The sequence below is a fragment of the Paenibacillus sp. J22FR5 genome (assembly GCF_059691975.1).
On sequence record NZ_JCAUAN010000019.1, the window covers coordinates 69,379 to 85,081 of the forward strand.

General features: G+C 44.2%; 12 protein-coding genes and 1 pseudogene. 12 read left to right on the top strand and 1 reads right to left on the bottom strand.

Annotation, left to right across the window (positions count from 1 at the left end; translation table 11 throughout):
- The first annotated feature begins 144 nt into the window (after nucleotides 1-144).
- From AC58P7_RS21800 to AC58P7_RS21835, 8 genes are all read left to right on the top strand, one after another.
- On the top strand, nucleotides 145-2,445 hold the full coding sequence (locus AC58P7_RS21800; RefSeq protein WP_497346582.1) for a helix-turn-helix domain-containing protein: 2,301 nt from the start codon (nucleotides 145-147) through the stop codon (nucleotides 2,443-2,445).
- A 283-nt stretch (nucleotides 2,446-2,728) separates the two neighbouring features.
- Nucleotides 2,729-3,634 (top strand): ABC transporter permease, encoded by a 906-nt coding sequence (locus AC58P7_RS21805; protein WP_497346678.1) that lies wholly within the window; start codon nucleotides 2,729-2,731, stop codon nucleotides 3,632-3,634.
- Nucleotides 3,635-3,657: 23 nt separating this feature from the next.
- Nucleotides 3,658-4,545 (top strand): carbohydrate ABC transporter permease, encoded by an 888-nt coding sequence (locus AC58P7_RS21810; protein ID WP_497346680.1) that lies wholly within the window; start codon nucleotides 3,658-3,660, stop codon nucleotides 4,543-4,545.
- 110 nt (nucleotides 4,546-4,655) lie between these two features.
- On the top strand, nucleotides 4,656-6,326 hold the full coding sequence (locus AC58P7_RS21815) for an extracellular solute-binding protein (RefSeq protein ID WP_497346682.1): 1,671 nt from the start codon (nucleotides 4,656-4,658) through the stop codon (nucleotides 6,324-6,326).
- Nucleotides 6,327-6,433: 107 nt separating this feature from the next.
- The gene (locus AC58P7_RS21820; RefSeq protein WP_497346584.1) at nucleotides 6,434-7,573 is read left to right on the top strand and encodes an SGNH/GDSL hydrolase family protein; all 1,140 of its coding nucleotides are present in this window, start codon (nucleotides 6,434-6,436) and stop codon (nucleotides 7,571-7,573) included.
- Nucleotides 7,574-7,600: 27 nt separating this feature from the next.
- On the top strand, nucleotides 7,601-10,051 hold the full coding sequence (locus AC58P7_RS21825) for a glycoside hydrolase family 27 protein (RefSeq protein ID WP_497346586.1): 2,451 nt from the start codon (nucleotides 7,601-7,603) through the stop codon (nucleotides 10,049-10,051).
- Nucleotides 10,052-10,173: 122 nt separating this feature from the next.
- Nucleotides 10,174-10,851 carry a GntR family transcriptional regulator gene (locus tag AC58P7_RS21830; RefSeq protein WP_497346588.1) on the top strand — a complete coding sequence of 226 codons (678 nt, stop codon included), beginning with the start codon at nucleotides 10,174-10,176 and terminating at the stop codon, nucleotides 10,849-10,851.
- Between the two features lie 117 nt (nucleotides 10,852-10,968).
- The gene (locus AC58P7_RS21835; protein ID WP_497346590.1) at nucleotides 10,969-12,222 is read left to right on the top strand and encodes an MFS transporter; all 1,254 of its coding nucleotides are present in this window, start codon (nucleotides 10,969-10,971) and stop codon (nucleotides 12,220-12,222) included.
- A 308-nt stretch (nucleotides 12,223-12,530) separates the two neighbouring features.
- Here AC58P7_RS21835 and AC58P7_RS21840 read toward each other — a convergent pair whose 3' ends face one another.
- Nucleotides 12,531-13,421 carry an EcsC family protein gene (locus AC58P7_RS21840; RefSeq protein ID WP_497346592.1) on the bottom strand — a complete coding sequence of 297 codons (891 nt, stop codon included), beginning with the start codon at nucleotides 13,419-13,421 and terminating at the stop codon, nucleotides 12,531-12,533.
- Between the two features lie 313 nt (nucleotides 13,422-13,734).
- Here AC58P7_RS21840 and AC58P7_RS21845 point away from each other — a divergent pair, with 313 nt between their 5' ends.
- The 4 genes and pseudogenes from AC58P7_RS21845 to AC58P7_RS21860 all read left to right on the top strand — a co-directional run bounded on the left by AC58P7_RS21845 (nucleotide 13,735) and on the right by AC58P7_RS21860 (nucleotide 15,703).
- On the top strand, nucleotides 13,735-13,986 hold the full coding sequence (locus tag AC58P7_RS21845; RefSeq protein WP_497346594.1) for a YolD-like family protein: 252 nt from the start codon (nucleotides 13,735-13,737) through the stop codon (nucleotides 13,984-13,986).
- 36 nt (nucleotides 13,987-14,022) lie between these two features.
- Nucleotides 14,023-14,109, top strand: a pseudogene (locus AC58P7_RS21850) (hypothetical protein); the annotation flags it as partial.
- 90 nt (nucleotides 14,110-14,199) lie between these two features.
- On the top strand, nucleotides 14,200-14,835 hold the full coding sequence (locus AC58P7_RS21855) for a class I SAM-dependent methyltransferase (protein ID WP_497346596.1): 636 nt from the start codon (nucleotides 14,200-14,202) through the stop codon (nucleotides 14,833-14,835).
- Between the two features lie 109 nt (nucleotides 14,836-14,944).
- Nucleotides 14,945-15,703 (top strand): polysaccharide deacetylase family protein, encoded by a 759-nt coding sequence (locus tag AC58P7_RS21860; RefSeq protein WP_497346598.1) that lies wholly within the window; start codon nucleotides 14,945-14,947, stop codon nucleotides 15,701-15,703.

A 15,703-nucleotide genomic window follows, 5' to 3' on the forward strand; every position in this document is an offset into this window, starting at 1 on the left:
GTCGGAGACCAAAGTCTCTCCACTTTAGAACGCGGTCGCTCATCCTCGAAGTACTTCGATAGAAGTTTTTCTCATTTCACAAGTAGAAATGGTATAATAATAATCTATTTAGATAACGCTTACAAAAATGGAGGGATAGGGGTCATGCCGAAGTTTTCACGAATATTCCGTAAATTTTTGATCTCCTATATCGTAATCTTGTTTATTCCTAGTATTGCTGGTTACATGTCATACCGTACTGCGATTGCGGTTACACAATCTGTATCCATCGAGAATAACGTGACACAACTTCGGAAGAGTCAAGATATTTTGGAGCGGAGGATGGCTGAGGTTGAAGGTTTCACGAGGCAGTTGGCTTTGAATCAGGAATTGAACGTTCTCATGAATGAAAAGGGATCGGACGAGAAAGTCAATCTGTACGGCATTTGGAAAGTAAATAATGATATTAAGGCATTTAGCCAAACCAATGACTTCTTACAGCAATTTTTTATCTATTTAAATAATTACAATGTGCTTTTAACGCCGGCTTCTTCCTATTTCCAGCCTGAACGTTACTATCAGTCCTCCCATTATAAGGATTTACCCGTGGATGAATGGAAACGAACAATATTGGAGCAAACGCACAATAGGGAAATCATACCGTTGGAACCCTTTATCACGAATGGTGCGCAAACCTCTGTGATTACCTATATCCAATCTCTCCCCTTGGACAGCTTTAATGGTTCCGCACGTGCTACTGTCGTTGTTCTTATTGACGAGAAAGTCATTTCCAACCTCTTATCCGATCTTAAGGATCAATACGGCGGGTGGTCTCACATTAGTGATGCCCAAGGACATACCATAAGCTTGCTTGGCATAAATGATGCGGAAGTTGGGAAGTTAGCCTCAGACGCCAGCTTTGATCAAGCCAAAGCCAGTCAATTCTATAATGACGACTTGGTTATTACGATTCGTTCCAAGACTACAGGTTGGGTATACAGAGCAGGAATCCCTAGACATGTTTTAATGGAAAATGCGAATAAAATCAAATATATTACTTGGTCTGTGACAAGTGCTGCTCTTGTGATCGGGTTGTTGGTGGGGCTGTGGCAAGCATACAGAAACAGTTCACCTATGCACAGGCTTCTGAATGTGATGAAAGAGCAGTTTGGGAAAGATGCGGCAGTGGGACGCAATGAGTATGATTTTCTACAGGGCAATATCTCCAACATGATTTCTAACAATAAGCGTCTCGAAAATGAACTGAACCGACAGCTTCCTTTAATTAGGGATGCCTTCCTGAAACGGCTTATTGCCGGCGAATTCCGATCGCAGGAAGAGATTGCTGCAGCTGCCGAACAGGCCAATACCGGATTACATGTAGATACGGGGTACACAGGTATTATACAAATCAAAGGTTACTCCGGTATGGACAGCGTCGAAATTCTAAACGAGTTAAGTGCAGCCCGGCTTATTATGAAGCAGGCTTTGCACGATCTTGGGGGCCCTGTCCATATGACGGATCTGGGTGCCGACAGAGTTGTAGTTCTATTCGAAGGTATGGAAGCAGCAGAAGACAAGGAGGCAGCGAATAAGGAGATTGAGCGAATCCTGAATGAGCTTGCCGAGTTTGTATTTACTGAATATAGAATTACGATCACCGCAGCATTGGGAAATCCATTCTCCACCGCAATGGAGGTCAGCCATACGTACGAGCAAGCTACACAAGCGTTGGAGTATGCGTTGCACATGAATCGAAAAGGGGTTCTGTGGTTTTCAGATGCCAGGTTGGAGAGCGACACCTATTATTATCCGCTCGATATTGAATTGCGCTTGATCAGTACGATCAGAGTGGGGGATATTGATGAAGCCAAACGAATTCTGGATGCGATTATTGCGCAAAACATTGAAAATCGTGAGCTGTCCATCGAGATGAAGCATCAATTTGTCGGGGAGTTAAAGGGAACTTTCCTGAAATTGCTGAATCAGAAGACGTTTCAGGAGTCTGATATTTTCGAGACGGTCAAAAATCGCATCGTAGACATTCAGGCGAACGAAGAGATCGAGTTCATTAGGCAAGATATCGATGCTATTATGGAAGCGCTCTGCGGCTTAATTGCCAGTAAAAAGAACGATCATCACAATAAAACCGTTGAGCAAGTGATGGCGTATATCGCTGAGATGTACAGTGATGCCGATCTTAACTTATATCGTGTGGCAGAAAAGGTGGAACGTCCAGAGAAGTACATCTCCAATTTGTTTAAAGAGGTAACGGGGATGAACTTATCAGATCATTTGGAAAAGGTGAGAATGGATCAAGCCGCCCACTTGTTAAAAGCGGATAGGTACACGGTGGATGAAATTGCTGCTCGTGTCGGCTACAATAGCTCCCATTCCTTCCGAAGAGCGTTTAAACGTGTGCTCGGTGTTTCACCTAGTTCCTACAGGCAGTCTACAACGGAATAAATCATGGTGGACATGGAATCCCGATAGCTTAGCTATCGGGATTTTTCTTGCTTCTATGCCTGTGGGGGAGTTGGATGCTCGATTGACAGATGTACCGCTCATTTAGAGGGAATTGTACGTGAAATAACGCAATTGTACCTATCTAAGTGGGCGAATTATCCCCTACAATAAGGCTCAAGAAAGCGCAATCATAACGAGGCAGTTGCACTTAGGAGGTTTTGTTTTGGAAAAAGCACTAGTACCCAGTCATGAACCGCTGATAAAAAGCAGAGGGCTTGGTTTCTTGGAAGCAGCATCAAAAAGCTTCAAGAAACATTGGCAGTTGTACCTACTGATCATTCCACCCGCATTGTATTTCCTTATATTCAAGTATTACCCGATACTGAACGCGGTGCTTGCCTTTAAGGACTACAATGTCACAAAAGGAATTTGGGGAAGCCCTTGGGTAGGATTTAAGAACTTTCAATTATTTTTTGAAAATCCGTTGTTCTGGACGTTGGTGAAGAACACCATCTTCATTAGCGGTTACCTGTTGATTGTTGGTTTCCCTATTCCTATCTTATTAGCGTTAGCGATTAATGAAGTACGCAGCGAACGCTTTAAGAAACTTGTTCAACTCGTATCTTTTGCGCCATATTTCATATCCACCGTCGTGATGGTGTCCATTATTATGCTCTTTCTGGCGCCTCGACTCGGATTTGTGAATGTCGTGATGAATCATTTTGGCATGGATTCGATTAACTTTCTCGGAGAGCCAAGCATGTTTCGCTCGATCTACGTGTGGTCTGACATTTGGCAGACGGCTGGTTATTACTCGGTTATTTTCTTGGCCGCATTAGCAGGCGTGGATCCTTCCCTATACGAGGCCGCCAAGGTAGACGGTGCTTCTCGCTTTCAGAAAATTATACACGTCGATTTACCAGGCATTTTGCCCACAATCATCGTCGTCCTTATCTTGAATGTGGGTAATGTGATGGCGATTGGTTTCGAAAAGGTTTATTTATTGCAAAATCCACTGAATACAGTTAGTTCTGAGATTATCGCTACCTACGTTTACAAAGTGGGTCTACTGAATGCGAATTACAGCTTTGCAACAGCCGTCGGATTGTTCAATTCTGTGATCAATTTGATCCTGCTCATTGCCGTTAATTCGATGGCTAAGAAATTCTCGAATCATAGTATTTGGTAAAAAGGAGTGCAGGTATGTCAACGATGAAAGCAAGGATGAAAGACCCGCTAGGTGATAAAGTTTTCTTGATTGCTGTCTATGTACTTCTGAGTATCTTACTAATTGTTGTTTTATATCCGCTCATTTATGTGATCAGCAGTTCGTTCAGCAGTCCTTCCGCTGTAACTTCCGGCAAGGTGTGGCTGTGGCCCGTAGAGCTTTCGCTCAAAGGGTACAATACCTTGATTCATAACCAAAAAGTGATGATTGGCTATGCCAATTCCCTTTTCTATACCGGGGTTGGAACCATCATTAGTGTTGTGCTTACGATAATGATCGCGTACCCGCTTTCCCGTAAAACATTCTTCGGCAAGAATGTGTTCATGATGTTAATTACGTTTACGATGCTATTCAGCGGTGGTCTAATTCCGACTTATTTGGTAGTCAAGCAGATGGGGCTGATCGATACAAGGTGGGCGCTACTAATCCCCAACGCCATTTGGGTGTGGCAGGTCATCATAACGAGATCCTTCTTTCAATCCGCGATCCCAGATGAATTGTTTGATGCCAGCGAAATTGATGGCTGCAGTGATTTCAGATTTCTAAGAAGCGTTGTGGTGCCGTTATCGAAACCGATCATCGCCGTTCTTATCTTAATTTATGCCGTCGGCCAATGGAACGCGTACTTCGATGCTTTGATTTATCTCAAATCCGCTAGTTTGTTCCCGCTGCAGTTGATTTTGCGCAGCATTATCATTCTCAACAACAGCTCGAATGCGACGGATGCCTTGAAACAAGTCGAAAGGCAGCAGCTCGCGGAATTATTGAAATATTCCCTCATTGTTGTAACAACACTTCCCGTGTTGATCATTTATCCGTTCGTGCAGCGTTTCTTCGTCCAAGGCATGTTGGTGGGTTCCGTTAAAGGTTAAGACGAAATTCTGTTGATTCCATTGAAAGGGGTGATTTATTTCAGGTAGTGCTGGCTGTAGGTCCTAGATCGGGGTTATACTAAATGAATGAAAAAAGGGAGCGGATACATGTGAAAAAGGGTCTTGTAAGTGCATTAACAGTTATCATGATGTCTAGTTTATTTCTCGCCGCATGCTCAAAGGATAATGCAGCAACGGTATCTCCAGCAGCAACTGGGGGGGCAACGGGAGGCGCCACCAAAGGTGGCCCTGTCGCGATCAGCATGTTTGCTCAACAAGATACGGCGATAGACTTGAAAACGAACAAATTTACGAAATTCTTGGAAGATAAGTTCAATGCGAAGTTTAATTTTGAAATTATCCCGTTTGATGGTGCCAAAGAGAAGAGACAGATTTCGCTGGCAAGCGGCGATTATCCCGATTCGTATATGTTGACGGCTTGGATCGACCAGTTTTCACAAGCCGATATCCTTAAATATGGAAAGCAAGGAATATTAGTCCCCTTAAATGATTTGATTGATCAGTATGCTCCGAATATTAAAGCAGCTATGGCCAAGGACCCTACACTGAAGAGCTTTAGTACTGCGCCGGATGGGAAGATTTACGGACTAGGTTCTTATACGCAATGCTTCCACTGTTCTTATCCGAACAAAATGTGGATCAATACGAAGTGGTTATCGAAAATGAATCTCGAGATGCCGAAAACGACCGAAGATTTCAAGAAAGTACTCGAAGCCTTCAAAAAGGGTGATCCCAATGGTAACGGCAAAGCAGACGAAGTTCCGCTGAGTGGATCGACAGAAGATTTTGGCGTGCATGTCATTCCGTTTCTCATGAATGGTTTCATATATGATGATGACCGCAATTACCTGACGATGGCGAATGGCAAAGTAGATACAGCAGCGAATAAGCCCGAATGGAAAGAAGGCCTGGCGTACATTAAATCGTTGTATGACGAAGGATTGATTGATCCAGGGGCATTTACGCAAAATGCCGAAGCGTTCAAGAAAATCGGTGAGAACGCCGGAACGCAGATTCTTGGTATAGGCGCTGGCATGCATCCAGCTATTTTCGTGAACATTGATAAAGGAAACAAAAACTCGGCCGATTATAATCCGGTACCACCGCTTACAGGCCCTCACGGTTCTCTAGCTACGCATGATGGTGGCGGACTGAGTCCAGGAGCGAAATTCGTCATTACGAACAAGGCAAGCAAAGAAGAGCAAATCACGTTGATCAAGATGGTTGATTACATGTTTACGTTTGAAGGTCAAACGAATGCAGCAGCGGGAATGGAAGGGATCGACTGGAGAAAGCCTAAAGATGGCGAGGTCGCTCTTGGTAAAGATGTGAAACCGCTCATGGCGTCAATTCCAGCTGTGGAAGGAGAAGCACCTCATAATGCAGGCTGGAGCGGAATGGGACACTTCTACCAACCGAGTGAATATAGAGACAGCATTGTTCAAGGAACAGATGTGTATGATTCAGCAAACTACGAACGAAGATTGTACAATGCGACACTCTTGTACCAAGGCCATGAGCCGAAGGAGATCTTCCCTGTCTGGGCCGTATGGGTTGATCCTGCACAAACAGATGAAGCAAGTATTCTCCAAACGAATATTAAAAATTATATCGATCAGAACGCACTGCAATTCATTACTGGAAATAAGGATTTGAATAAGGATTGGGATGCTTATGTGAAAGGACTGGATAATTTGAAAGTTGGACGTTATCTGGAAATTTTACAAAAGGCGTATGACACTTCTTCCTATAAAAAATAAGAACATCTAAGAATCAAGTGCTTTATGTCAACATAGAGCACTTGATTTTTTCTTAGAAATGAGAACGCTATCATATTGAATTCTACTTAGCAAAGGAGACACATGACATGACTTATACATGGGATAACGATACGGTCAAGCATCGTGGAGGGTTGCCTCACATCAATGAGAGGCTTCTTCGCAACGAGCCGATTGTTGTCGCTTTTATAGGGGGTTCGATCACAGAAGGTGCAGGGGCATCGGACTTGAATACGACCAGTTGGCGAGCCTTAACAGAGAGCTACTTGAAGCAACGATTTTCATCAGAGAAGGTTACATGTATCAATGCAGGGGTTGGGGGTACGACGTCTACCTTCGGTGCTCACCGGCTGTATGAGCATGTTTTGTCTCAAGGTGAAATCGATTTACTGTTCGTTGAGTTCAGTGTGAACGACGGTGAGGATCGCGAAGAATCCATCCGGGGCATGGAAGGCATTGTCCGACAATGCAGACGACACTCGCCTCGTACGGATATCTGTTTTCTCTACACGGCAGCAGATAAAAATTTGACCGAAGGTACGCCGTTCAACATTGCCGTTCATGAAGAAGTCGCTTCTTATTATGCGATTCCTTCTATAAGCTATGCTGCTAGGGTATATGCTCTGATACAGTCAGAACAAGTGCGCTGGGAGGATCTTGCTTCCGATCGGATACATCCGAATGATGAGGGTCATGCGTTGTATGCTGCGTTTTTGCAGGAGTATCTGGATGTGGCACTAGGTGTGAAGGCGGATATGGACACGGCAGGCGTTCATGGTCAAGATGTTGGGTCTGTGCTTCCCCCACTTGATCTTAATAATTACGAATATGCAGCCATGATGGAGGTAGATATAGCTGAAAGTTTTGAAGGTTTTGAAAGGAGGGATTTAACATCTGAGCCACTTATGAACTGGAGGTATGAGACGAAGCATTTGTATACGGATACCCCTGAAGCGTCGCTTTCTTTTACAGCTAATGGGCAGAGTGCGGGAATTTTACTGCTGTGCGGGCCCGACACGGGAATTTTGGAGTATGCCATAGACGGACTGCCGTTTCAACCCATCCATTTGTTTGATGATTGGTGCTTGATGGCTTATCGCCCTATTATCGCTATGTTTCCTATTCAATCGGAGCGCCAGAGCAGGCACATAACGATCCGTCATACGGGTATGAAAGACGAACGAAGCACAGGCACAAGTCTTCGCATTTTAAAATTGTTTAGCAATTAAATCCGATTGCCAAAGGAGATGCCGATGATGGCTCGTATCTTCAATAAAGCTAAATTGTGGAGTTTGGCACTTATTTTCTTCCTCGTACAGGTAGGGACAATTCTTCCCCAAACAAGTGTCGTAGAGGCAGCCAATAACGGGCTGGCACAGAAGCCATACATGGGGTGGAGCAGCTACAGTATGCAGGTCTATTCGAACAATTCCAGTTGGATTTCAGCGGCACAAATTATGGCGCAGTCTGACGCTATGCATACGACACTGCAGCCTCATGGCTACAATTATATCAATATTGATGCTGGATGGAACGGAGGGACGGATGGATACGGGCGGCCTGTGCCAAGCACAACGCTATATCCTAACGGCTTTAGCGAAGTGATCAATCACGTTCATGCGAACGGGCAAAAGATCGGCATTTATATGATCCCTGGTATGTCACCGGCCGTGTATAATGCCAACTTACCTATTTACGGAACATCCTGCCATGCACAGGATATTGTTGTTTTGCCGCTGACGACTTCCGATTATTGGAATATCGGTTATAAAATTAATTTTGCCAACCCTTGTGCACAAAGCTACATTAATTCCGTTGCAGATCTGATTGCATCCTGGGACGTTGATTTCGTGAAATTCGACAGTGTGACACCGGGTTCTGGACATAATGATACGACGATCGATTCGCGTGATGACGTGAAAGCATGGTCGCAGGCACTGGCCCCTCATCAAATTTGGTTCGAGCTTTCATGGGCGCTGGATCATAACTATGTCGATACCTGGAAACAATATGCGAATGGCTGGCGAGTTGATTGGGATGTGGAGTGCTATTGTGCGAATACGGCATTAACGCAGTGGAGCAATATTGCCCGACTATTTCCTGACGCAGCGCTTTGGTGGCGGGATGCCGGTCCAGGAGGCTGGAATGATTTCGATTCCTTGGATATCGGTAACGGGGCTATGGACGGCTTGACGCAAGATGAACGTCAGACAGCGATGAATCTATGGGCCATGTCATCGGCTCAATTATATACGGGCAATGATTTGACCAATTTGGATAGCTATGGCATTCAGTTATTAACCAATGATGAGGTGATTGCCGTCAATCAGGCTGGACACCCTGCACATCCTGTATCCACGGCTTCCAATCAGCAAGTATGGTATGCCAATAATGGAGATGGCAGCTACACAGTTGGTTTGTTTAACCTTGGAAGCACGAGTGCAACGGTGAATGTCAATTGGAGCGATATTGGTTTAAATGGTTCTGCTTCGGTTCGCGATCTCTGGAGCCATACGGATCTTGGCACATTTAACACAGGATACAGCTCCGTTAATTTGGCTTCGCACGCTTCACGCCTGTTTAAAGTTGTACCTACTGGCGGTTCCGTCACTGCGAATGATGATGACACAGGCATCACTTACACAGGTACTTGGTCACGAAGCTACAATAGAGGACTCGGGGATTATCAGGATGATGTGCATTATACACAAACGAATAATGATTTCTTTCAATACTCTTTTACAGGAACAGGTATTGATTTCGTAACGGAGAAAGATTCTTCGGAGGGGAATGTCGACATCTACGTGGATAATGTGTTTAAGCAAACGGTTAATACGTATAACGCTACGAGATTAGCCCAGCAAACCGTTTACAGTATTTCGGGATTGTCCAATGGTGTGCATACCATCAAGGCTGTGAAAAAATCAGGCACCTACATGCTGGTAGATAAACTGAGTTTTAAAGTAGCAGCTCCGATTCAAGTGAATGATACGGATTCAGGCATCACATATACAGGTGCTTGGTCGCTCAACAGTAATCGAGGATTCGGAGATTACAAGGATGATGTGCATTTTACACAAACCAATAACGATTTCTTTCAGTATTCCTTTACGGGCACCGGAATTCAATTCATGGGTGAAAAAGATAATTCATTAGGCAATATCGATATTTATATCGATAACGTATTTAAACAGACGGTAAACGCGTATAATGCTAGTCGACTAGTTCAGCAAACCCTGTATAGTATTTCCGGGTTGTCGAGTGGCTCTCACACGATTAAGGCTGTGAAAAAGTCGGGGACCTATATGATATTGGATAAATTCAGCGTAAGCGGCGGCCCCAAGATTCAATATAATGATACAGATCCAGCTATGACGTATACGGGCGCTTGGTCGCTCAACAGTAACCGAGGATTCGGCGATTACAATAATGATGTGCATTTCTCCCAGACGAATAATGATTACTTTCAATTTACCTTTACGGGCACGGGCATAGAATGGATTACAGAAAAGGATTCTTCACAAGGGAATGTCGATATTTATATCGATAACGTGTTTCAACAAACGGTAAATACGAATAACGCCACGCGATTAGCCCAGCAAAGCTTATACAGCATATCCGGACTGTCCAGCGGTTCACACACCTTCAAGGCAGTGAAAAAAACAGGCACGTATATGTTGACTGATGCGCTAATCGTTACGCCATAAGAAAACACAGGGAACAAGCCCTCTTGCAGATAGAAGAGGGCTTGTTTTTTTCTATAGCTATATCGATTGAAAGCTGCATATCGTACATGATATATTCATAGGAGAAGGAAGGCGGAGATCCTATGAGTACGAAGATCAGTCGAGTTAATTTAACAGATGAAATTTATCGCATTGTGAAAGAAGATATTTTATCACATAAATTAAAATCTGGAGAAAAAATCAACATTGACCAACTGGCTAGGGAATTAGAAGTAAGCAATATTCCTGTTCGCGAAGCGCTTTCCAGACTGCAATCGGAAGGCTATTTACACATGGTTCCTTTTAAAGGGATGTTCGTCAATTTAATGAGTGTGAAGGATTTGAATGAATTATTTGAAATCCGATTGCAGCTGGAGCCGCTTGCTGTGGAGAAGGCAACGCTGCTAATACCCGATGAAAAGCTTGCATGGCTGAATGAAACGATGAGCGCCATTCATGCAAATAAACCTTTACCGTCCACTAACGGACTAGAGAGAATCACAGAAATGAATGAATCACTGCATGGTACCATACTGGCTTATTGCGATAATTTAAACTTACAAAACTTAGTCAGAAGCTACATCGAGCAGATTCAAAGATATTTGACATTCATTCAGCTACATCTGGATGTAGATATGACTAATGTAGAGTGGTCGGAGCATAATGATATTTTGCAAAAGCTCATTAGGCGGGATGCCAAAGGTGCATCAGAGGCTATGGCAACGCATCTTAGAAACTCGCAGCAAAGAACACATAAGTATTTTGTGAATATTGGAGGTTGACCATGCAATTAGAAGGTAAAGTCGTGATCATAACAGGTGCTGGCTCTGGAATTGGTGAAGCTATAAAGCTTTTGGAAAATGGTGAGATACGGAGATAGCAAGAGGAAAGGTGCATCTATGTGGACGTATATCGTAAATTTATTTCGTGACTTATCTCCTAACGTAAAGCGGTTCATCGCGACCGAAAGCTTGTTTGGCATCGGTGTGGGCATCTCCAGCCTTATTCTGAATTTACATCTCTTGGACCTTGGTTTCTCTAAAGGAGACATCGGCAAAATAACGTCGCTTGGGGCGCTGACGATTGGCTTAGCTAGCTTGCCGGCAGGCTTCATTGTGAAGCATGTTGGGCGTAAAACCATGCTTGTCACGGGAATGCTACTGGCATTCCTGTCACTCGCCCTTTTTGGACTCGGAACCAGTCTTGGCGCGATAACCGTCGCGCAGCTTATTTATTCGCTCGGGATTACAGCGATTGTGAACTCTGAAATTCAGTTGATTTTCGAATATTGCAACAGTAAAAAAGAAGAAACGAGCGCGTATTCGTTGCTGTTCGCTATATTTACGTTGTTTACCGGTCTTGGCACATGGCTTGGCGGTTATCTGCCAGAATGGCTGCCGGGACATACGACGATGTACCAGTATGCCTTCTTCGTTGCAAGCGGATGTTTAGGGCTCTCGGGCATATTACGGGGAGTGCTGCTTCCATCTGCTCCTGCTAGGGTGAGAAAGGATGCGGCGGATGAGGTCAGCGGGGTTCAAGCTGCTAAGCCTTCGGATCGGCCGAAGAGAGGGCATGCGATGTATTTTCTGCTGTTGCTTTCCCTGTTTATTTTCAACTCGGGCTTTACATTTGGACTGCTGAGTCCGTTTCTGAACGTCATTTTGAAATTTCGCTTTCAAATGGATGACGGCAACATCTCTGGTTTGCTCGCGTTGTCTGGATTCTTCTTTTTTATCGGCTCGATCGTTATGCCTTACGTCGTTGAGAGATGGGGCAGCCGCAGAACGTTCGTGTTCCTGTTTCTGTACAACATCGTCGTCGTGGCGTTGATGGCGCTCGCTATGCCAACCGCTGTATTTGCTGTGCTGCTGCTCCTTCGCGGGACGGGCTTCACGATGCTGAACAACTTAATGGACAGCCAATGCATGTCGGCTGTCGCCGAAGAGGATCGCAATTTGTTCGCAGGTATGCGGACGGTCTCTCGCAGCATCGGCAACACGATCGCCTCCTATTGGGCGGGCTTTATTTTGGCGGGCAATCATTATGCCCTGCCCTTCCTTCTTACAGCGGTTGCCTTGCTCGTCGGGTATGCCGTTTATGCTTGGTTCGTGCAAGGCATGCTGGATCGGAGATTGCAAGGACAAACTTGATCTGGAAAATAAATGGGTATAAAAAGGCCGCGGATTGTAGATAAGTGATTATATATGATAACCGAATATATCCAAGGGCGGACCGTGGAGGATGTCATTTTCGAACGGGGAGCGCGGTTTGGGGAAAGAGAAGCGCTGTTCCTCATACGCTGTTTACTGGATATTGTGAGTTATCTATCGCGGATTTGGACGTTTTATTAACTTGAAAAAGTAAATAGCCGTATTCGCGGCTTTGGATTAGCTGGAGCTTCGCCCCTATATTTATAGTAAGAGTGTCCTTGTTCGAAAAGAGTACGCGATGGTTTCAGCTATCCATCCACTTGGGCGTGCAAGCGCTCAAGAACACGCCGTTTGCGATACAGCATTTTCGCGGCTTCACCTACATCCTTCAGCGTTCCACGGTTGATCCAAGCGCCAAAGAGAATACCCGCGATCGGAATGAGCTGGAATAGCTTTTTCCATCCCCAATTATCGCGGTACGTGGCGAATACCTCGCGCCATCCCTGAAGCTGAGAGATCATTTGCACGTTCTCCTTTTCCACAGAGGCGTAGTTTGCCAGCTCTTCGAGAATCGCCTTTTTGCCAACAATGTCGGAGGATGAGAATTGCAGAACTTTGATTGTGAATATACGCTCCTGCTTGTCTTTCGGATCATAACCATAGCAGATGGCGATTTCTTGTATGGTTTTCAAAGACAGGCCAAGGATGGCCGGAATATCGATAGCAAGCGTCAATATCCCGCCAATGCCCGTTGTTGCACCTTGCAGGGTGGCCAGTTTAGAACGATTTTGGACAATTTCGTTGGCTGTTTGATCGAGTACTTGAAGCGGCAAAGTGCCCACGGTTTCTAACGTAAGCCCCTCCGTAGGAGGGGACAGATCTCCCTCGTATGGACGTTCAAGTTGCCCTTCCTTCCCATTCCGAAGACGAACTTCTTCCAAATGCCGCAAGGTTCCTCTCTCAGAAATCAGATATCGGCCTCCTGCTTGCAAATAATTCCCAAGCTCGTCCAACGCTTCACCTATTTTTTTGTTCAAAAACTTCGGTGTTAATCGATCCAGTACTTGGAAAGGGAGCCGTCCGATTTTCTCCCAAAACCACAGATCCTTTTGTTCGGCTTCCCAGACTTCTATGTCATGAAGTGCTTGCAACAGCTCATTTCTCGTTTCCGGATGGTGATCTTGCTTAGAATCATTCATGCTATGCACAACTCCTTTCTACATCGTATACGTAAGTATTCGCTTTTGGATGCAAGGGAACACATAAAACATCAGTTATTTTTCACAACACGAAGAGTTGAAATTGCACGAATCACTGAAGAAGAACGGCGTGAAGCCACAAGCGATGAGTGCGAAGTCATGGGAACCGATGATGAAGTCTTCGATAGGGCTTGTCATGCATAACTTTCTGTTCAAATTAACTCCCCAGGATTGTAAAATGCTTACTTTACCTAAAGTGATAACAAGAGTATAATGTTTTTACGAACTAATGTTCTTGTGAGGGTGTGGGGAAATGAAATGTCATGCAAACCGAGAGAATGAGAAATTAGCAAATGTTCTTACGCAAGCTTTTCAAGACCAGAAATTTATGATCTTGAACATTTATGATGAACATGGTGACCGGCAGATTATCGGTCTAATTACTAAAATCGATCAAGAATTTAGAAGAATAAAGGTATCTCACGAAGAGGGGGTAGATTGGATTCCACTTGATGATCTACTCAGTGCGGAAATTGCAATAAACTTCACAGAAAGCTTCATCTAACATAGCTGTTAAATGAAGCTTTTTGTTATTTTAACTAGTGACATTTATGCAATGGGCGGCAAGCCGCTTACCGCGCTAAATATCGTTGCTTTTCCAATTCGTACGTTGGACAAGGATGTGCTAGCGTAAGTAGATTGATAAAATGGAGTGCAAACTGGCAACGGTTGAGGTGCTCCATTTTTTGTGGATTTATCCGATTAACGGAGGTGTGCCGTGAATAAAGAGAAATTAATTCGTAAATTCGATAAACAATCGAACATCTATGAAATGAGAAGAAAGAAGCAATCTGAGCGGAGATGGCGATCAACATTGCTCGGCAGCGCAAAGGGAAAGGTATTGGAGATTGCCGTTGGTGCCGGAGCAAATTTCAACTTTTACCCGAAAGATGTGGAGGTAACAGCTGTAGACTTCAGTAGTGAGATGCTGGCTAAAGCCAAAGTTTCTGCCGCAGAGAGCGGAATTCGGGCATCGTTTGTACAATCTGATATTGAATTACTTTCCTTTCCCGAGGACTCATTTGATACTATCGTATCAACATTGTCCTTTTGCGGTTATGACAATCCTGTTCAAGTATTGAAAGCACTCAACTCTTTTTGCAAACCAGATGGTCAAATTTTGTTAATGGAGCATGGCCTCAGTTCAAACCGATGGATGAATAGAACCCAAAAATTGCTGGAGCCTATGTTCCATCGAGTAGTGGGCTGTCATTTGGACCGGGATATCATGGACATTCTTGGGCAATCCGAAGTACGTGTTCACCGGCTGCAGAGGTACCTTGCTAACACTATTCATCTGGTGTGGGCATCGCCGAATAAGGACTCAATCCTAGATGGAGTTGTTCAACAATAAAGATTGAGCCATTCGGCAGTTCTGATGCGTATTCGACCCATTTAAAGGAAGACTAGACAACATTCAGATCAAACATACTAGGATCAAATCCTTTTAAGGGGATGTGTCCATGTATAAAATATTCTTTCAATTCAAGTCGATCGTGGCATGCCTTATATTAGCAGCACTCACTGGTTGTCAGTCTCCTACAAATCATGCAATGGATGTTTCCCAGCCTGTTATTTCTGAATCGGAATCACCCAAAAATGCTTATTTGACCTTTGATGACGGGCCTTCCGAGAATACAGAACGGATCTTACATATTTTACGCAAATATGGCATTCATGCGACATTTTTTGTTGTCGGAAATTCATCTGTCGAGGGAAAACGGTTATATCGACTTATCCATGCGGATGGACATGTGATTGGTAATCATACATATACACATAATTATCATTCTCTGTATTCGTCCGTTCAGGCTTTCTCCAAAGATACAGAGCGTCTCGAAAGACTTTTAGAGCAAACGATTGGCGTAAGGTCTACTTTGCTTCGTTATCCAGGCGGATCCAACAATCTCGTTAGTCGGCATTACGGCGGGAGAGGTATCATGCCAAGCATTATTCATGAAATGAGCAAGGAGGGTTACGATTATATGGATTGGAATGTGAGCTCCACGGATGCAGCCAGGACCGTGCAGCCTAAGAATGAGATCATCGATGCTGTACTAAGTGCTAGTAAAACTAAAAAAGAGGCAATAATCTTAATGCACGATGTAAAAGTAAAAACGACAACGGTTGAGGCTTTACCTACCATTATTGAAGGTTTGCTTAAGCAAGGATTTCATTTTAGAGTATTAAGTAAGGATTCTTTTCATTATCATTTTAAGTAG